The sequence below is a fragment of the Rhizobium sp. GW821-FHT14E12 genome, assembly GCF_058803745.1.
Genome location: NZ_JBXAPH010000001.1, coordinates 1,371,990 through 1,388,194, shown reverse-complemented (window position 1 = coordinate 1,388,194; position 16,205 = coordinate 1,371,990). Strand labels below are relative to the sequence as shown.

Sequence of the window (16,205 nt, the reverse complement as noted above, 5' to 3'; positions counted from 1 at the left end):
TATAGTCCCAAAAATATGGATGGTTAGTCGTGCGGAAAATCATATTCGATCTCGACGTCCTGCGCAGTTTCGTCACCGGCATGGAGCTTGGCAGCTTCGCCAAGGCGGCTGACCGGCTCGGGCGCTCGACATCGGCTGTCAGTGCGCAGCTCAAGAAGCTGGAGGAGCAGGCGGGCACGCCGATCTTTCGCAGGGCCGGGCGTGGGCTGGCGTTGACCGAAGCTGGCGAGACCATGCTCGCCTATGCACGACGATTGCTCGATCTCAACGACGAGGCGGCAACCGCGATCCATGGCGGGGATCTGGAGGGCTGGGTGCGGCTCGGCCTGCAGGAGGATTTTGGCGAGACGTTGTTGCCGGAGGTGCTGGGGCGTTTCGCCCGTGCCCATCCGAAGGTCCGCATCGAGGCGCGCGTGGTTCGCAATGCGGAGCTGGTCGAACGGGTAACATCCGGCAAGCTCGATCTGGCGCTTGCCTGGAGCGACGGATTTAGCACCGTCCATAGCGAGCGGATCGCCGAGGTGCCGATGTGCTGGGTCGGCCCGGCGGAGGGGCCTATCCATTGGCATGCCATTGGTGGTGAGCCGCTGCCGCTGGCATCGCTGGAAGCGCCTTGCTTGCTGCGGTCGATTGCGACGAAGGTGCTGGATCGCGCCGGCATCGGCTGGCGGATTTCCTTCGTTAGCCCGAGCCTTGGCGGTCTCTGGGCCGCGACGGCGGCGGGCTTGGGCGTGACGGTGAGAACGCCGCTGGGCCTGCCGAACAAAGTGCGGCCGTTGATGCCTGGTGAAGCCGGGCTGCCGCCGTTGCCGAAGCTCGATCTCGTACTGCATCGCGCCGAGGCGGAGGCCAGTCCGGCGACGGAACGGCTGGCATCGATCATGCTGCAAGCGGTGCGGCAGACGGTAGAGGCCATGCCGCAGGGGCGGGTCTTTGCTGACAGGCCGGATTACGAGGTCGAGACCGCCTGAGACGGCGCGGCGATTTCGGTCGACGGTTGCGGCGTCAGGTTGGCGATGCGCGCTTCCGCCTGTCGGGCGAGCGACTGGAGATCGCGTGATGCGCCCGCGAGGCGTTCCATCGCGGCGATGGCGACGTCGGTTGCCACATAATCCGGTTTGTGGCCGAGATTACGGATGGTTATGAGTTCCGCGCCGGGGATGTCGCGCGCCAGACCGCGCGAATGCAGCTCCTCCAGAACAATATCGTCGCTGTCGCCGGTGATGATGACGGTCGGCGCCTGGATCTCGCGATAACGGGGCGCCTGAGCCGAAACATAGGCGAAGAGGTTGACGACATCGGCAGCGTTGTTGCGGAAGGTCTTTGGCCGCAACACCAGCTCCGGGGCGGTCTTTTCGACATAGTCGACTGGGCGCTCGTTGGGGCGGAAGATATTGCGCGTGCCGCTTTCCACCCGCCGCAGCCCCATCGGTATCACAAGCAGATGCGAGAAAAGCCAGCCGAGGACCGGCATGGCGGCAAGCGTATAGTACCAGTCGATGCCGCCCGGCCAAGGATGCGTCGCCGGAGCGAGGAAGAGCAGACCGGCGGTTTTGTCGGGGTGGCGGACGCCGAACGAAGCGGCGATCGCGCCGCCGAAGGAATGGCCGATGATGATGGCCTTTTCGATGCCCAGCTTCTCCATCAGTCTGGCGATCGCGTCGGCCTGTCCGGAGGGCAGGGCGTTTTCCGGGCCTCCGCGTTCGGAATAACCGTGGCCGGGCCGATCGACGAACAGCATTTCGGCGCGGCCGGCAAGCGGACCGGCGAAGGCTTCGAACTGGTCGCGCAGATTGCCGCTGGCGCCATGGATGAAGATCAGGGGCGGCAGGTCGGCTGTGGCCGGGCGCGGCAGATGCAGGGCATTGATGCGGAGGTCGCCAATATCGGTCAGCTCGCCGATATTGGGATGGGCCTGTTCTATGGCGCGCGTCTTGAAGGCCGAGAAAGCTGCGGCGACGATGAGAATGAAAACAAGGGCGTAGAGCAGCACATTGATCATTGCGGTATGATGCAGCTATTGGGGCGTCAGCCTATCCGACACTTATGACCTCTCGTCCGTCGCAGGCTTGCCCGTTGTTGATAAATCTCACGTTCGGCTCCCGGCGATCTTTTCCGAGAGCGTATTCGCCTGCTCCTGGGCGGCGCGATTCGCCGGATAGACCTCGAGGAAGCGTTCCCAGGCCTTCAGCGCCATCTCGTCCTTGCCGGTCTCGCTCAGGATCGCGGCCATGCCGCCCAGCGCGCCGAAATGGCGTGGTTCTATCCGCAGGACCTGATTGATGTCCTCCATCGACTTGCGATAGTCGCCGATGGCGTAATTCAGCGTCGCACGCCGGTTCCAGCCTTCGACATAGTCCGGCTTCAGCGAGATGACCTGGTCGAGGAAATCCATGGCCGCCGCATTGCGCTTTTCCTGAATGGCCTTGTCGGCCCATTGCATCAGAAGATTGATGGTGGCGCTGCCGGAATCACTCAATTCCATGCGGATCTGGTCGGCAATCTGGCTTGCCTGATCGGGATCACGCTGGCGCTTAAGAGCTGTGAAGAGATTGTCGATCTGCTGCTTCGGCGACAGGCTGGCAGCGGCGGTGCCCGGATCTTTTTTCTCAACAATACCAGAATCATCGGCCATCGCGACATGCGGTGCGACGACGGTCAGGGCAAGGAGAATCGGCAGGGCCGGATATGGCAAAGCAAAAACGCGCATGGCGGGCATAGTAGCCCGCCAATGTCGAAGATCAAAACAATTTTGATGTGATCATCCCGAACGATTATGATGCGAGATCATAATCCGGCCGTCTGACGACCGGCCCGGTTCGCAAACCGAGCTCCACGCGAAATCAGCCCTGACGAGCCTTGAAGCGCGGGTTCAGCTTGTTGATGATGTACATGCGGCCCTTGCGGCGAACCAGACGGTTGTCACGGTGACGCGCCTTGAGCGACTTGAGCGAATTCTTGATCTTCATTTTTCTGATCCGCGATCTCTGAGGGGGAATGTCACATTCGCCCGTATCTTTTAACAATCAAAAGCGCGCTCAGGGCGCGCTCTTTAGGGTGGGGAGCAAATACCTCGTCGCCTGGGTCCTGTCAACCACGTCAGGGGCTTTTTCCCTGTACTGTTAGCGGCGAAGCTGCGTGACATGGCCCATTTTGCGGCCGGGACGGGACTCCGTCTTGCCGTAGAGATGCACTAGCACATCGTCACGGCGTAGCCAATCGGGGACCGAAAGTATGTCGTCGCCGATCAGATTCTGCATCACGCAGTTGGAATGACGGGCGGGATTGCCGAGCGGCAGGCCGGTAACGGCGCGGATATGCTGCTCGAATTGCGAGACGACGCAGGCAGCCTCCGTCCAGTGGCCGGAATTGTGCACGCGCGGGGCCATTTCATTGGCGATCAGGCTGCCGTCGGCCAGCGCGAAGAACTCGATGCCGATAACGCCGACATAGCCGAGCTCGGCCAAGATCTTCTCCGCGGCCTCGCGGGCGGCGGCGGCCGTTTCAGCGGCGATGCTCGCGGGCAGGGTGGAGGTGTGGAGGATGCCGTCGCGGTGAATATTCTCCGCCGGATCGTAGCAGGCGATCGCGCCATCCAGGCCGCGGGCGGCGATGATGGAAATCTCCCGCTCGAAGGACACGAAGCTTTCGAGGATCAGCGGCACGTTGCCAAGTACCGCATAACCGCCTTCGGCACTGTCAGCGGAGGAGCGATAGACGCGCTGCCCCTTGCCGTCATAGCCGAGGCGCCGGGTTTTCAGCACGCCCTGTCCGCCGAAATCGGCCAGGGCGGCTTCAAGATCGGCCTGGCTGTCGACGGCGTGAAAGCGAGCGGTCGGAATGCCGCAATCGTTGATGAAGCGCTTCTCGGTCAGCCTGTCCTGCGCCATTTCCAGCGCCTTCGGCGGCGGATAGACCGGGACATCCTTGGCCAGTCTTTCGGCGGCGATGACCGGCACGTTTTCGAATTCGTAGGTGACGACGTCACAGCGCTTCGCCAGTTCGGCAAGGGCGGAGGGATCGTCATAGGCGGCGACGATCTGCTCGTTTGCCACTTGGGCTGCCGGACAATCTGTCTGCGGCTCCAGGATCAGGGTCTGAAAATTCAGCCGGGCCGCGGCCATGGCCAGCATGCGGCCGAGCTGGCCGCCGCCGATGATGCCGATCGTTTTTGCGGTCATAGGTCGTCCATCGGATATTCGGCAACCGCGGCACTCTGCCGGGCGCGCCATTCGTCGAGCCGGTCGGCGATTTCTTCGTCGCTGAGAGCGAGGACGGCGGCGGCCAGAAGCGCGGCATTGATGGCGCCGGCCTTGCCGATTGCCAGCGTGCCGACGGGAATGCCGGCCGGCATCTGCACGATGGAAAGGAGACTGTCTTGGCCCGACAAGGCGCGAGACTGTACCGGCACGCCGAAGACCGGCAGCGGCGTCATCGAGGCAGCCATGCCCGGAAGGTGGGCAGCACCACCCGCGCCGGCGATGATGACCTTGAAGCCTTCGTCGCGTGCGCTCTTGGCGAAGTTTGCCAGCCGGTCCGGGGTGCGGTGCGCGGAAATGATGCGCGCATCATAGGTGATCTCCAGCGCTTCCAGCGTATCCGCGGCGTTCTTCATGGTTTCCCAGTCGGACTGGCTGCCCATGATAATGGCAACGGGCGGTCTTTCTGTCATCATCGTCGCGTCTTGCTCCTCAGGCGATAATGTCGGGGATGATCTGGTCTTCCAGCTTGGTCAGCCTGTCCTTGATGACAAGCTTCTTCTTTTTCATGCGCTGGATGCGAAGGGCTTCGCAGCCCGTCTGGATCATGGCATTGATCGCGGCGTCGTAATCCTCGTGTTCCTGACGCAACCGCGCCACGATCAGCCTGATTTCCGCCTGTTCCTGATCGGCCATGCTTATTTCCCCAATGCTTGCGGAATCGCGTTCGTCCCGCCTCATGAATTCCGCAAGCTCCTATCACCAAATGGCGAGGACGGGAAGTTATCCATCATCATGAATTTGTCGCCCAAAGGCCACGTTTTCGCCTTCGACAAGGGTTCAATATTATGTCACACTGGTAGGGTTGACACCTAGAGCTCTGGCGACGGATAGCCGGGGATCGTAAGAGGAAGGAAGGGTCATATGACTGTTCAAGCACATCTTGAATCGCTCGAAAAGAAACATGTCGCTCTCGAGGAGGCGCTGCATTCTGCACTGACATCTCCCTCTATCAATGATACCGAAATAGCCGACATCAAGCGCCGGAAGCTGCGCCTCAAGGATGAAATCCACCGTCTGAAATCGTCAGTTCACTGACGCAACGTTCTTTCATAAGGGACAAAACCACCGATTACGGCCTGGGAGGACAGGCTGGCCAAAAAGGCGCCGGGGAAATCCCCGGTCGCAGGTGGGAACCATTCCAGCTAAAACCAATGCGCCGGCTTCAACACGTTGCGAGTGGAAGCTGGCGCATTTTTTTGTGAAGCAACGGGAGTTCGCCTCAAGGCGCTAAGGGCCGCCCTCAGGCCCAGAATTGATCCAGCCACAAATTGAGCTTGTCGAAACCGGGGCCGTTGACCGCATAGATGCGCTTCGTGCCCTCGGAGGTGACGGAAACGAGATTGCTGTCGAGCAGCGCCTTGAGATGTTGCGACACGGCGGGACGGCTGATGGGCAAGCCCCGCGCCAGTTCGTTGACCGTTTTCGGAGCGCGCCGCAGCTCTTCCAGCAGATAGCGCCGGTTCGGATCCGCGATGGCAGCGAAGGGGTCCATGGTCGACATGGCAAAAAGCTACGTCAAACCTAGGGGACCGGCAAGTCAATTGTGCGATGCAATGATGGATTGCGCTTTGTTTCCGACCCCGGCCGGAAGGTTCCGCAGGGTCCTCGTAACAGATATGGTGTTCAGGCTGCGGAGCGGTTTCGGCGGCCTGCCCCTTGTCAGACCGTCCTAACGGATTTACTCACAAACATCGAACGGGTGCGCCATCCCTGACGAATGAACCCGTAAATTATGGAAACTCTCAATGACCTCGCCCGAAGATCGCTGCCGCCTCGTTCTCATCGTTCCCGATATTGCCGATGTCGATGAGCAGGCGAAGGTGGTGGCCGATGCATTGAGGGGCGGGGATGTGGCCTCGGTCATCATCCCGCAATACGGGCTTGATGACAGCACTTTCCAGAAGCACGCGGAAAAGCTGGTGCCCCTAGTGCAGGAGGCAGGTGCCGCAGCGCTGATCGCCGGCGACAGCCGCGTGGCCGGCCGCGCCAAGGCCGACGGCCTGCACGTCACCGGCAACCTTGCGGAATTCACCGAGGCGGTGGAAAAACATGTGCCGAAGCTGATCGTCGGTGGCGGCAATGCCACGGACAGGCACCATGCGCTGGAGATCGGCGAGCTGCGGCCAGACTACATTTTCTTCGGCAAGCTCGACGGTGACATCAAGCCGGAGGCGCACCCAAAGAACGTGGCGCTCGGCGAGTGGTGGGCCTCGATGATCGCTATTCCCTGCATCGTCATGGGTGGCACCGATCCGAAGTCGGCGCTGGAGGTGGCTTTGTCGGGTGCCGAATTCGTGGCGCTGCGCATGGCAGTTTTTGCCGATCCTGCGTCGGCGCCGTCCATCGTCGCGGAAGTGAATGCACTTCTCGACGAAAAAGCGCCACGGTTTGAAGATTGATAGCAAACCATGTCGTTTACGCCTCGATTCAGTCACCATTCCTTCCTTGCCGCGCTCGCCGTCGGGCTGACGGCATTGCCGTTGCTGGCGGTGGCGCAGTCGAGCAAGGGCGATACGGCGCTGCCCGGCATTACCGCGCAGCCTAATAACTCGGACCAGAATGCCAAACCTGCCGAAGGCGGGCTTGCCGACGATACCGACGTGCCGCTGGACGATGGCGCCTCGGCGCGTGGCGAAAGCGTCGTGACGCGTCCTCTCGATGCGGGGGCCAACACTTTCAAGACCGAGAAGATCCAGCCTGGCGCGGAGCCGAAGGCCGATAATGTCAAGCCGTCGGAAGGTGTCGGGGTCTTTGAGCGCATGGGCGCTAATCTGCCCGACCTGCCAAAGGACAAGCCCTTCAAGGGCAAGGTTGATGAAGCCTATGGAGCATTCCAGCGCGGCTATTATCTGACCGCGTTCCAGCGGGCACTGCCGCGGGCACAGCTTGGCGATCCGGCCGCACAGACCCTGCTTGCCGAACTGATGACCCAAGGTCTCGGCGTCAAGCGCGACACCAAGGATGCCGCCTTCTGGTACGGCAAGGCGGCCGAGGGCGGCGACGCCACCGCAATGTTCAAATATGCACTCATCCTGATGGAAGGGCGCGACGTGCCGCGCGACCGGAAGAAGGCGGATGAATGGATGAAGAAGGCAGCCGATGCCGGCCAGGCATCCGCCGAATTCAACTTAGGCCAGCTGCTGACGGCCGAAAATCCCGGCATCAAGGGTTTGCAACTGGCTCTTCCCTATTACGAGAAGTCCGCCGAGCAAGGCATTGCCGACGCGCAGTACGCCGTGTCGCAGCTCTATCTCAACATGCCCGACCTGCCGCCGGAAAAGAAGGAGCGCGCCCGTGAATGGTTGTCGCGCGCCGCCAATGCCGGCTTCGACACCGCGCAGCTCGATATGGGCGTCTGGCTGATCAACGGCACCGGCGGCAAGCAGGATCTGGAAAAGGGCTTCGGCTGGATGCGGGTTGCCGCCTATCGCGGCAATGTCGTCGCCCAGAACAAGCTGGCGCATCTCTATATCAATGCCCTCGGCACGAAGCAGGATCCGGTGGCGGCGGCCAAATGGTACGTCATCTCCCGCCGCGCCGGCCTGAAGGATCCGGAGCTCGAGGATTTCTACCAGGGCATCGAGGATTATCAGCAGAAGGCCGCGATCGACGCGGCCAACAAGTTCCGCCGGGCGCGGTAGCGCGCCGGGCGTGTTGCGGTCTCGCCGGCGCCCCACAATGTCAGCATTCGCTTCAGCACTTGAAATTCCCCCGATTTTGTGGTCTTGAGGCCGCCAATCTTTATTGCGCTGCCGATCCCGCTCCGCCGGGGCCTTCTCCGGGTCCGGTCAGTGCCTTCTATATTACCCAAGGAAAACCGATGGCCCGTTCTGCTCTTCTCAATGTCATGGTTCAGGCTGCCCTCAAGGCAGGCAAGTCGCTCAGCCGCGATTTCGGCGAAGTGCAGAACCTGCAGGTTTCGGTGAAGGGACCGGGCGATTTCGTCAGCCAGGCCGATCTGAAGGCGCAGAAGATCATCCGCGACGAGCTGCTGAAGGCACGCCCGACCTACGGCTTCCTCGGCGAAGAGGCCGACGAGGATATCAAGGGCACCGACGGCGCGCATCGCTGGATCGTCGATCCGCTCGATGGCACGACCAACTTCCTGCACGGCATTCCGATGTTCTCCGTGTCGATCGCGCTTGAGCGCAACGGCGAGATCGTCGCCGGCGTCGTCTTCAATCCGGCAACCGACGAGCTTTACACCGCCGAGCGCGGCGGCGGCGCCTTCCTTAACGATCGCCGCCTGCGCGTCGCTTCGCGCCGCGTGCTGTCGGACTGCGTCATCGGCTGCGGCGTTCCGCATCTTGGCCGTGGCAATCACGGCAAGTTCCTCGTCGAGCTGCGCCATGTCATGGGCGAAGTCGCCGGTGTGCGCCGCGTCGGCTCGGCAGCCCTCGATCTCGCTTATGTCGCCGCCGGCCGTTTCGACGGCTTCTGGGAAGTGGGCCTGTCGCCTTGGGACATGGCCGCCGGCATTCTGCTGGTGCGTGAAGCCGGTGGTTTCGTATCGGATTTCGATGGCGGCAACGACATGCTCGCCACCAGCTCGATCATCTGCGGCAACGAGCATATTCACAAGGCGCTCGCCGAGGTCGTCAAGCGGCCGATCCCGACGAAGTAAGGTCGACCTTAGCCCAATCACCTGTTGCAAAACTGCCTGTTGCCAACGGGCTGTTTTGTGCTTTCCATCTCTTCAATTCGGCTCAATGTTGCTCTAGTCTCCGCCTGCGGAAACTCCGGAGGCTGAGTGTGCGATGGAAAATGTGAACCTGGGGGATCTGGGGTCGACCGACAATGCGTCGGGCGGATATACCTACAAGCTCTCCAGCCCAATGGCCTTCTTCTGGACGATGATCCTCTTCCTGGTCATCGTCGGCTTTATCGTGGCGATCCTGTTTCGTCAGGCTCAAGTCGCCTTCATGCACAATCCCGGCCTGAACGGCCTGATCCTCGGCGTTCTCGCCGTCGGCATCCTGCTGGTCTTCAACCATGTGCTGATGTTGCGGCCGGAAGTTCGCTGGTTCAATCATTTTCGCGCCGTCGGCAATTCCGCCGACAAGGTCGGCCGCAATCCCCGGCTTCTGGCGCCGATGCGGGCGCTGATCGGCAACCGCCGCGGCATGCAGCTTTCGACGGCGACGCTGCGCTCGATTCTCGATTCCATCGCCACCCGCCTCGACGAGTCGCGCGACACCTCGCGCTATCTCATCGGCCTGCTGGTCTTTCTCGGCCTGCTCGGCACCTTCTGGGGCCTGATCGGCACGATCGGCTCGATCAACGACGTCATCCAGAGCCTCGATGCCGGCTCGGGCGACAGTAGCGATATTCTCAGTGCGCTGAAGTCCGGTCTTTCCGGCCCGCTGGTTGGCATGGGCACGGCGTTTTCCTCTTCGCTGCTCGGTCTTTCCGGCTCGCTGATTCTCGGGTTTCTTGACCTGCAGGCCGGCCGTGCGCAGAACCGCTTTTATACCGAGCTGGAAAACTGGCTTTCCTCCGTCACCGATGTTGGCTCCGACCTCGGCCCGGTCATTGACGCCACCAACGGTGCTTCCTCGGAGGATGTGCGCGCATTGTCGGACTATCTGCGCAAGATCGCGGACGAGGGTGGTGGCCAGCGTTCGGTGACGGCGATGGCGAACCTTGCTGAGGGCATTCAGGGCCTGGTCAAGAACATGCGCAACGAGCAGCAGATGCTGCGCGACTGGATCGAAGCGCAGCAGGATGAGGCGAAGTCGATGCGCCGGACGCTCGATCGGCTCGCCGACCGCATCAGCCATTCCGAGAAGACCGGGAGCAAGTAAGCCATGGCGCTCGCGCGAAACCGCCGCCATCAGCGAACGGTCGATTATTGGCCAGGCTTCGTCGATGCGTTGTCCACGCTGCTGATGGCGATCATGTTCCTGCTGACGGTGTTCGTCCTCGGCCAGTTCATCCTCAGCCGTGAGATTTCCGGCCGAGACGAGGCGCTCAATCGGCTCAACAGCCGTATCAACGATCTGGTAGAGCAGCTGGCGCTGGAGAAGAACGGCAAGCAGGATCTGGAGGATTCGGTTGCCAATCTGCAAGCGTCGCTGTCGATGGCGGAGAACGAACGTTCGCGCCTGCAAGCCTTGCTCACCGCCGGTTCAGGCAATGGCCAAGCCGCCCAGCAGCAGGTCGGGACGCTGACGCAGCAGCTTGATGAACAGAAGCAGGCAAGCGCTCGGGCGCTCAGCCAGGTTGAACTCCTCAATCAGCAGATTGCGGCACTTCGTAGCCAGATCGCCGCTGTCGAAGCCGCTCTGCAGGCGTCGGAGAGCAAGGATCAGTCGTCGCAGGTGAAGATCGCCGATCTCGGCCGGCGGCTGAATGTGGCGTTGGCGCAGCGTGTGCAGGAGCTCAACCGCTATCGCTCCGACTTCTTCGGGCGCCTGCGCGAAATCCTCTCGGACCGCGACAATATCCGCATCGTCGGCGACCGCTTCGTCTTCCAGTCGGAAGTGCTGTTTCCCTCAGGCGCTGCCGATCTCAATCCGGCCGGCCAGACGGAGATGGCCAAGCTCGCCGCCGCGCTGATCGACCTTTCCAAGGAAATCCCGCCGGAGATCAACTGGGTGCTGCGCGTCGACGGGCATACGGACAATGTGCCGCTCTCGGGCAACGGCCGCTATCCCGACAACTGGGCGCTGTCGTCTGCCCGCGCCATCGCCGTCGTCAAGTTCCTGATCGCCCAGGGCGTTCCCGCCGACCGGCTCGTTGCAGCCGGCTTCGGCGAGTTCCAGCCGATCGCCCCCGGCGACACGCCGGAAGCTCACGCCACGAACCGGCGTATTGAGCTGAAGCTGACGGAGAAGTGAGGGGTTTCCTGCCGGGGGTGGAGATGGCGAACGCTCAACGTCAATATGTCTCGAGAGCAGCCAGCCGGTCTGAAAGAAACTCGCGAACAGCTTCGCTGTCGCTGAGACCGATCGCTGTCCGATAGGCAGTGACGGCACCTTCCGTATCTCCCGCCTCTACCAATAGATGCGCGCGCACAGCCCAGTAAGGTTGATAGCTGGCGATATCGCGCTCGACCATCTGGTTCAGATGATGCAATCCCGCAGTCGCGCCTTGTGCCCGGCCGATGACGGCGGCCCGGCTGACGTGGGCGCCGGCGGTTGGTGTCATCTGAACAAGCGCGTCATAAAGCGTTGTGAGCGCCGCCCAGTCGGTGACGCCGGAGCGGCGGCGTTGGGCGTGGACGGACTGGATTGCCGCCTGGCACTGGAACGGGCCGAAACGGTCGTAAGCGCCTGCCTGCCGCAGCAGATTGTCAGCTTCGGCGATCATGATGGCGTTCCAGCGTGTGGTGTCCTGTTCGTCGAGCGGTATATAGCAGCCTTCGGCATTGCGGCGAGCGTTGCGTCGGGCTTCACAATAGAGCATCAGGGACAGCAGGCCGGCTGCTTCCGGCTCCTCCGGCAGGATGGCGAGTAGGGCGCGGCCGAGCCAGATGGCCTCGTCCGCCAGCGAGCTACGCTTGCCGTCTTCGCCATCAAGCCCGTCCCAGCCGAGACCATAAGCGGCATAGATTGCCGAGAGCACACCCGCCAGCCGTTCCGGCAGCATGGAGCGATCGGGAACGGTGAAGGGGATGTGCGCCTCGCGGATCTTGGTCTTTGCCCGCACCAGCCGCTGGCTCATGGTCTCGGGCGAGACGATAAAGGCCCGCGCGATGGTTTTGGCGTCGATGCCAAGCACCGTCTGCAGCATTAGCGGCGTGTGCGCCGAGCGGTCGATGGCGGGGTGGGTGCAGGTGAACAACAGCTTCAGCCGCTCGTCGGGGAAGGTTGGGCCATCCGCATTCATGCGTTCCTCCGCTTCCTCGAATGCCACGGTGATCGTATCGCGGGCGGCGGCTTTGACTTTCGCATGCCTTGCCGCGCGATAAAGATTACGCCGCGCGGCGACCAGCAGCCAGGCTTCGGGATTGTCGGGGATGCCCCGTCCCGGCCAACTGTTCAGCGCGGCAGTAAGCGCCTCGGAGAGCGCATCCTCCGCCGACGGCACATCGCCCGAGCGTGCCGCGAGAAAGGCGATCAACTTGCCATAGGATTGACGCGCCACCCGTTCGGTAGCGCGCCCGACGTCGGGGTTCATGGTCGTCTCACATGTGCAGAAGCGGCCGTATCTCGACGGAGCCCTGCTGGGAAACCGGCACGCGCACGGCCCATTCCAGGGCTGTGTCGAGATTCGGCACATCGATTAGGTAGAAGCCGCCGAGTTGCTCCTTGCCCTCCGGGAAGGGGCCGTCCTGCACATCATGATTGTCACCGCGGTGGCGGATGAGCGTTGCGGTTTCCGGCGCTGTCAGTCCGGCGCCTCCGGTCATGATACCGGCCTGAACGAGCGCCTGCGTGTAGGCGATCCAGCCGTTTTTGTAGGTGGGATCCTCGCGCCGCTTAAAATCCTCGGCCGATTCACGGATGATCAAGGCATATTGCATGGGAAACTCCTGCTCGCTGTGTTGGCGGTTTTCCGGGCTGGACGCTGCATCTAAGAAGCAAATCTCAAGATACGCAACGCCGCCGGTGAAGCGGCTTCATGCCGTTCCGATACAATGAGCCGCGAGCCGGGTCGATTTCGACAGATCGGAGCGAAATTTTCAGAAGTTTTCCGGCGGTCAAACAAAAACGGCCGGCACACCAAAAGGCGACCGGCCGTGGAAGACTGTTGTAGCAGACGCTCGACGTGAAGTCTTAAGCGGTGGCGATGGTCTGGTCGTCGATGACTGCGGCGCCGACGTGGGACTTGATCGATTCGATGGCGTGCAGGGCCGAAGCCTTTGCCTTGTAGCCTTCGGAGCCAAACATGGTTTCGCCGTTCGAGGCCTTGAACCGGAATCGGAATTCGCCAGCCTTATCCTTGTAGACTTCAAATTTATACATCGTTCCCGTCTCCTAGAATCGCATCAGTGCGAGATAACATTGGAAATCTAGCGCAACTTCAAAGCCATTTCCACCTGTTGCATTCGCAATGACTTGATCAATCTATCGTTATTTCACAACGAGCATGCGATCTTCGACGCCGGCGTCGAATTGCAGCCGTGCCAGCTTGGCGTAAATGCCACCGTGATGGATGAGGCTCTGATGCGTGCCCTCCTCGACGATGCGGCCCTGATCGAGCACCAGGATGCGGTCGGCCTTCAGCACGGTCGCCAGGCGATGGGCAATGACGAGGGTGGTGCGCGTTTCCATCAGGCCGTCGAGCGCCTTCTGCACCAGCGTCTCGCTTTCGGCGTCGAGTGCGGAGGTCGCTTCGTCGAGCAGCAGGATCGGCGCATTCTTCAGGATGGCGCGGGCGATGGCGACGCGTTGGCGCTGGCCGCCGGAAAGGGTGATGCCGCGCTCGCCCACCTGCGTGTCGTAGCCCTGGTCCAGGCGCAGGATGAACTCATCCGCCTGGGCGGCGATCGCCGCGGCGCGCACTTCGTCGCGTGATGCGCCTGGTCGGCCGAAGGCGATGTTGTCATGGATGGTGGCGGCGAAGATCGTCGTGTCCTGCGGCACGATGGCGATACGGTCGCGCAAGTCGTCCGGGGAGACCCGGCGGGCATCGATGCCGTCGATGGCGACGCTGCCCTGTTGCGGATCGTAGAAGCGCAGGAGCAGGGAGAAGATCGTGCTCTTGCCGGCGCCGGAGGGGCCGACGATGGCCACCGTCTCGCCCGGCTTGACGGACAGCGACAGGCCATGCAGCGCCGATCTGCCCGGTCGCGACGGATAGGAGAAATGCACGTCCGAGAAATCGACGCGGCCCTGCGGCGGCTGGGGCAAGGGCAGGGGATCGGGCGGAGCGGCAATCGGCGATACCTCCGCCAGAAGCTCGCCCAGCCGGTCGGCCGCGCCTGCGGCTTGAGACAGTTCGCCCCAGACCTCGGACAGGGAGCCAAGCGAGGTACCGGCGATGACGGAATAGAGCAGGAACTGGCCGAGCGTTCCGGCCGTCATCGTGCCGGCAAGCACGTTCTCGGCGCCGACCCAGAGCACGGCGACGATGCTGCCGAAAATCATGGTGATGGCAAAGCCGGTGAGCAGCGAGCGGGATTTGATCGCGGCGCGTGCTGCCTGATAGGCATCTTCGACCGAGGCGCCATAGCGCTCTGCGGCGGCGTCTTCGCCGTTGAAAGCCTGAATGGTGCGGCTGGCGGCAATGGTTTCGTTGGCATAGGCCGATGCCTGGGCCAGCGTATCCTGTGCTGCGCGTGAGCGCTTGCGCACCGAGCGGCCGAAGCTGACGAGCGGCAGCACGATGATCGGAATGGCGATGAGCACGATGCTCGACAGTTTCGGGCTGGTGACGATCATCATTCCGACAGCGCCGAGACAGAGGATGAGATTGCGCAATGCCACGGAGGCTGTCGCGCCGACGGCGGACTTGATCTGCGTCGTGTCGGCCGTCAGCCGCGAGACGATCTCGCCGGACTGGTTGACGTCGAAGAAGGAGGGCGATAGCCGCGTCACATGGTCGAAGACCTCTCGGCGCATGTCCGAGACGATGCGCTCGCCGATGGTGATGACGAAATAGTAGCGCATCGCGCTTGCCACAGCGAGGATGACGGCCATGAGCATCATCGCGACGAAATAGCTGTCGATGAGACCACGGTCGGCCTGATCGAAGCCATGGTCGATCATGCGCCTGACGGCAAGCGGCAGGGCGAGCGAGGTGACGGCGGCAGCGATCAGGGCAATGAGGGCGCCTGCCACCATGCCGCGATAGCGCTTGAGATAGGGCGTCAGCCGCCCGAGGGGGCGGATGGATCCGCGTTTTTTGTCGTCTGTCTGGCCAGTCTCTGACAAGTCGTCTCCAATCCCCATATCAGCAAGGGACTTCGCTTTTTCGCCCCTTGTTATCCTTGCCGCCTTCATGTATAGGCACGCCATCTTAATTGGAAGCCGTAGCCTAATCGGACTGCGGCTTCATTTATTCAATCGGTTCGGTTGCCGCAATGGCTTGCGACAAATGGACCCTGGCATGACAGGAAGATTGTTATGAAGGCCAACATCCATCCCGACTACCACACCATCAAGGTAGTCATGACTGACGGCACCGAATACGAAACCCGCTCGACCTGGGGTTCTGAAGGCGCTACCATGAATCTCGAAATCGACAGCAAGTCGCATCCGGCTTGGACGGGCGGCAATCAGCAGCTCATGGACCGCGGCGGCCGCGTTTCCAAGTTCAACAAGCGCTTCGGCAGCCTCGGCGTCTAATCGCTTCGCGATACGACGTTTTGACAAGAGCCCGGTTTTTGCCGGGCTTTTTTGTTGTCTTCTCGCGGGGGAATGCCGTCGGATGAGCGACGGCACACGGTTGCCCAATGACAGGGCTATTCCAGTCCCTCTTCCCGAAGAGCCTTCTTGACTGAATCGCGTTCACGCACGCGGCCATATCAGGCCTTAAGATTGTTCAGCCGATCGAAATGGATGTCTGCCTTGTAGTAGGACTTCAACCAATCTGCCTGGCCCCAGCCGGTGAGCGCGAACAGATAGGCGTCGGCCACGGTGAAGGTGTCGCGGTCTCCACGTATTTGCCAACCAGCCTCGCATAGAGAAGCGGGATGAAGCCCTTGTGAATCTCCGTTGCCAGGAAATTGAGCCATTCTTGCAGGCGGTAGCGTTCCATCGTGCCGTTTGGCGGAGCCAGACCTCGTTCCGGCTTGAGATCGGCCAGATACTGCACGATCACTGGTCCCTCGCGCAGCCTCGTTCCGTCGTCGAGTTCGAGGACAGGAACATAGCCAAGGGGATTGATACCGTAATAGTCGCCACCGCCTTCGATCGTATGCTTGCTATGATCGACTTTGAGCAGCGTCACATCGAGACCGAGTTCATTGATGACGATATGGGGGGAAAGGGAGCAACTGGCGGGTATGTAATAAAGCTTCACTTGCAATCTCCATGGCGGATTTTCGATTGCCTG

19 protein-coding genes and 1 pseudogene are annotated in these 16,205 nt (G+C 61.7%); 8 read left to right on the top strand and 12 right to left on the bottom strand.

Annotated features, from left to right (window positions below; genetic code table 11):
* Positions 1 to 29 precede the first annotated feature (29 nt).
* A complete protein-coding gene (locus AC1RO0_RS06870; RefSeq protein ID WP_498592122.1) occupies positions 30 to 971 on the top strand; it encodes a LysR substrate-binding domain-containing protein in 942 nt (313 codons plus the stop codon).
* Here AC1RO0_RS06870 and AC1RO0_RS06865 read toward each other — a convergent pair.
* The 6 genes from AC1RO0_RS06865 to AC1RO0_RS06840 all read right to left on the bottom strand — a co-directional run bounded on the left by AC1RO0_RS06865 (position 950) and on the right by AC1RO0_RS06840 (position 4,895).
* Entirely contained in the window at positions 950 to 2,002 is a 1,053-nt protein-coding gene (locus tag AC1RO0_RS06865; RefSeq protein WP_498592121.1) for an alpha/beta fold hydrolase, read from the bottom strand. The genes AC1RO0_RS06870 and AC1RO0_RS06865 overlap by 22 nt on opposite strands.
* A gap of 87 nt (positions 2,003 to 2,089) precedes the next feature.
* A complete protein-coding gene (locus tag AC1RO0_RS06860; RefSeq protein WP_498592120.1) occupies positions 2,090 to 2,719 on the bottom strand; it encodes a hypothetical protein in 630 nt (209 codons plus the stop codon).
* A gap of 124 nt (positions 2,720 to 2,843) precedes the next feature.
* The gene (ykgO, locus tag AC1RO0_RS06855; protein WP_003542835.1) at positions 2,844 to 2,969 is read right to left on the bottom strand and encodes a type B 50S ribosomal protein L36; all 126 of its coding nucleotides are present in this window, start codon (positions 2,967 to 2,969) and stop codon (positions 2,844 to 2,846) included.
* A gap of 153 nt (positions 2,970 to 3,122) precedes the next feature.
* Complete coding sequence (locus AC1RO0_RS06850) at positions 3,123 to 4,181, bottom strand: 5-(carboxyamino)imidazole ribonucleotide synthase (protein ID WP_498592119.1); 1,059 nt, start codon at positions 4,179 to 4,181, stop codon at positions 3,123 to 3,125.
* Positions 4,178 to 4,672 carry a 5-(carboxyamino)imidazole ribonucleotide mutase gene (purE, locus tag AC1RO0_RS06845; protein ID WP_498592391.1) on the bottom strand — a complete coding sequence of 165 codons (495 nt, stop codon included), beginning with the start codon at positions 4,670 to 4,672 and terminating at the stop codon, positions 4,178 to 4,180. The genes AC1RO0_RS06850 and purE overlap by 4 nt, the downstream gene beginning before the upstream one ends.
* Before the next feature lie 19 nt (positions 4,673 to 4,691).
* Positions 4,692 to 4,895, bottom strand: a complete 204-nt coding sequence (locus AC1RO0_RS06840; protein WP_012652299.1) for a YdcH family protein — start codon at positions 4,893 to 4,895, stop codon at positions 4,692 to 4,694.
* A 228-nt stretch (positions 4,896 to 5,123) separates the two neighbouring features.
* Here AC1RO0_RS06840 and AC1RO0_RS06835 point away from each other — a divergent pair, with 228 nt between their 5' ends.
* On the top strand, positions 5,124 to 5,297 hold the full coding sequence (locus AC1RO0_RS06835; protein WP_007701218.1) for a YdcH family protein: 174 nt from the start codon (positions 5,124 to 5,126) through the stop codon (positions 5,295 to 5,297).
* 205 nt (positions 5,298 to 5,502) lie between these two features.
* Here AC1RO0_RS06835 and AC1RO0_RS06830 read toward each other — a convergent pair whose 3' ends face one another.
* Positions 5,503 to 5,763: an ArsR/SmtB family transcription factor gene (locus tag AC1RO0_RS06830; protein ID WP_007701221.1), complete on the bottom strand. Its 261-nt coding sequence runs from the start codon at positions 5,761 to 5,763 to the stop codon at positions 5,503 to 5,505.
* Between the two features lie 244 nt (positions 5,764 to 6,007).
* Here AC1RO0_RS06830 and AC1RO0_RS06825 point away from each other — a divergent pair, with 244 nt between their 5' ends.
* The 5 genes from AC1RO0_RS06825 (at position 6,008) to AC1RO0_RS06805 (ending at position 11,101) form a co-directional block, all read left to right on the top strand.
* Positions 6,008 to 6,661: a thiamine phosphate synthase gene (locus AC1RO0_RS06825; protein WP_498592118.1), complete on the top strand. Its 654-nt coding sequence runs from the start codon at positions 6,008 to 6,010 to the stop codon at positions 6,659 to 6,661.
* Between the two features lie 9 nt (positions 6,662 to 6,670).
* Entirely contained in the window at positions 6,671 to 7,903 is a 1,233-nt protein-coding gene (locus tag AC1RO0_RS06820; RefSeq protein ID WP_498592117.1) for a tetratricopeptide repeat protein, read from the top strand.
* A 179-nt stretch (positions 7,904 to 8,082) separates the two neighbouring features.
* Positions 8,083 to 8,886, top strand: a complete 804-nt coding sequence (locus AC1RO0_RS06815; RefSeq protein ID WP_498592116.1) for an inositol monophosphatase family protein — start codon at positions 8,083 to 8,085, stop codon at positions 8,884 to 8,886.
* 133 nt (positions 8,887 to 9,019) lie between these two features.
* Positions 9,020 to 10,066 (top strand): flagellar motor protein MotA, encoded by a 1,047-nt coding sequence (locus AC1RO0_RS06810; protein WP_498592115.1) that lies wholly within the window; start codon positions 9,020 to 9,022, stop codon positions 10,064 to 10,066.
* Between the two features lie 3 nt (positions 10,067 to 10,069).
* Positions 10,070 to 11,101, top strand: coding sequence for a peptidoglycan -binding protein (locus AC1RO0_RS06805; RefSeq protein ID WP_498592114.1), 1,032 nt, complete (start codon positions 10,070 to 10,072; stop codon positions 11,099 to 11,101).
* Between the two features lie 40 nt (positions 11,102 to 11,141).
* Here the strand turns inward: AC1RO0_RS06805 and AC1RO0_RS06800 are convergent, their stop codons facing one another.
* The 4 genes from AC1RO0_RS06800 to AC1RO0_RS06785 all read right to left on the bottom strand — a co-directional run bounded on the left by AC1RO0_RS06800 (position 11,142) and on the right by AC1RO0_RS06785 (position 15,100).
* A complete protein-coding gene (locus AC1RO0_RS06800; RefSeq protein WP_498592113.1) occupies positions 11,142 to 12,383 on the bottom strand; it encodes an RNA polymerase sigma factor in 1,242 nt (413 codons plus the stop codon).
* 7 nt (positions 12,384 to 12,390) lie between these two features.
* Positions 12,391 to 12,729, bottom strand: coding sequence for a YciI family protein (locus AC1RO0_RS06795; protein WP_498592112.1), 339 nt, complete (start codon positions 12,727 to 12,729; stop codon positions 12,391 to 12,393).
* Positions 12,730 to 12,982: 253 nt separating this feature from the next.
* Positions 12,983 to 13,171, bottom strand: a complete 189-nt coding sequence (locus AC1RO0_RS06790) for a YegP family protein (protein WP_368510278.1) — start codon at positions 13,169 to 13,171, stop codon at positions 12,983 to 12,985.
* 108 nt (positions 13,172 to 13,279) lie between these two features.
* Positions 13,280 to 15,100 (bottom strand): ABC transporter transmembrane domain-containing protein, encoded by a 1,821-nt coding sequence (locus tag AC1RO0_RS06785; protein ID WP_498592111.1) that lies wholly within the window; start codon positions 15,098 to 15,100, stop codon positions 13,280 to 13,282.
* 174 nt (positions 15,101 to 15,274) lie between these two features.
* On the opposite strand from AC1RO0_RS06785, the gene rpmE reads away from it, so the two are divergent.
* Entirely contained in the window at positions 15,275 to 15,496 is a 222-nt protein-coding gene (rpmE, locus tag AC1RO0_RS06780; protein ID WP_007701269.1) for a 50S ribosomal protein L31, read from the top strand.
* A gap of 182 nt (positions 15,497 to 15,678) precedes the next feature.
* Here the strand turns inward: rpmE and AC1RO0_RS06775 are convergent.
* Positions 15,679 to 16,172: pseudogene (locus AC1RO0_RS06775) on the bottom strand (glutathione S-transferase N-terminal domain-containing protein); the annotation flags it as partial.
* Positions 16,173 to 16,205 lie beyond the last annotated feature (33 nt).

Coding starts and splice junctions, on each gene's coding strand:
- AC1RO0_RS06865 (WP_498592121.1), bottom strand. CDS start 2,002: ATGATCAATGTGCTGCTCTACGCCCTTGTTTTCATTCTCATCGTCGCC.
- AC1RO0_RS06785 (WP_498592111.1), bottom strand. CDS start 15,100: ATGGGGATTGGAGACGACTTGTCAGAGACTGGCCAGACAGACGACAAA.
- purE (WP_498592391.1), bottom strand. CDS start 4,672: ATGACAGAAAGACCGCCCGTTGCCATTATCATGGGCAGCCAGTCCGAC.
- AC1RO0_RS06790 (WP_368510278.1), bottom strand. CDS start 13,171: ATGTATAAATTTGAAGTCTACAAGGATAAGGCTGGCGAATTCCGATTC.
- AC1RO0_RS06805 (WP_498592114.1), top strand. CDS start 10,070: ATGGCGCTCGCGCGAAACCGCCGCCATCAGCGAACGGTCGATTATTGG.
- ykgO (WP_003542835.1), bottom strand. CDS start 2,969: ATGAAGATCAAGAATTCGCTCAAGTCGCTCAAGGCGCGTCACCGTGAC.
- AC1RO0_RS06815 (WP_498592116.1), top strand. CDS start 8,083: ATGGCCCGTTCTGCTCTTCTCAATGTCATGGTTCAGGCTGCCCTCAAG.
- AC1RO0_RS06860 (WP_498592120.1), bottom strand. CDS start 2,719: ATGCCCGCCATGCGCGTTTTTGCTTTGCCATATCCGGCCCTGCCGATT.
- AC1RO0_RS06835 (WP_007701218.1), top strand. CDS start 5,124: ATGACTGTTCAAGCACATCTTGAATCGCTCGAAAAGAAACATGTCGCT.
- AC1RO0_RS06800 (WP_498592113.1), bottom strand. CDS start 12,383: ATGAACCCCGACGTCGGGCGCGCTACCGAACGGGTGGCGCGTCAATCC.
- AC1RO0_RS06825 (WP_498592118.1), top strand. CDS start 6,008: ATGACCTCGCCCGAAGATCGCTGCCGCCTCGTTCTCATCGTTCCCGAT.
- AC1RO0_RS06820 (WP_498592117.1), top strand. CDS start 6,671: ATGTCGTTTACGCCTCGATTCAGTCACCATTCCTTCCTTGCCGCGCTC.
- rpmE (WP_007701269.1), top strand. CDS start 15,275: ATGAAGGCCAACATCCATCCCGACTACCACACCATCAAGGTAGTCATG.
- AC1RO0_RS06830 (WP_007701221.1), bottom strand. CDS start 5,763: ATGTCGACCATGGACCCCTTCGCTGCCATCGCGGATCCGAACCGGCGC.
- AC1RO0_RS06810 (WP_498592115.1), top strand. CDS start 9,020: ATGGAAAATGTGAACCTGGGGGATCTGGGGTCGACCGACAATGCGTCG.
- AC1RO0_RS06840 (WP_012652299.1), bottom strand. CDS start 4,895: ATGGCCGATCAGGAACAGGCGGAAATCAGGCTGATCGTGGCGCGGTTG.
- AC1RO0_RS06850 (WP_498592119.1), bottom strand. CDS start 4,181: ATGACCGCAAAAACGATCGGCATCATCGGCGGCGGCCAGCTCGGCCGC.
- AC1RO0_RS06795 (WP_498592112.1), bottom strand. CDS start 12,729: ATGCAATATGCCTTGATCATCCGTGAATCGGCCGAGGATTTTAAGCGG.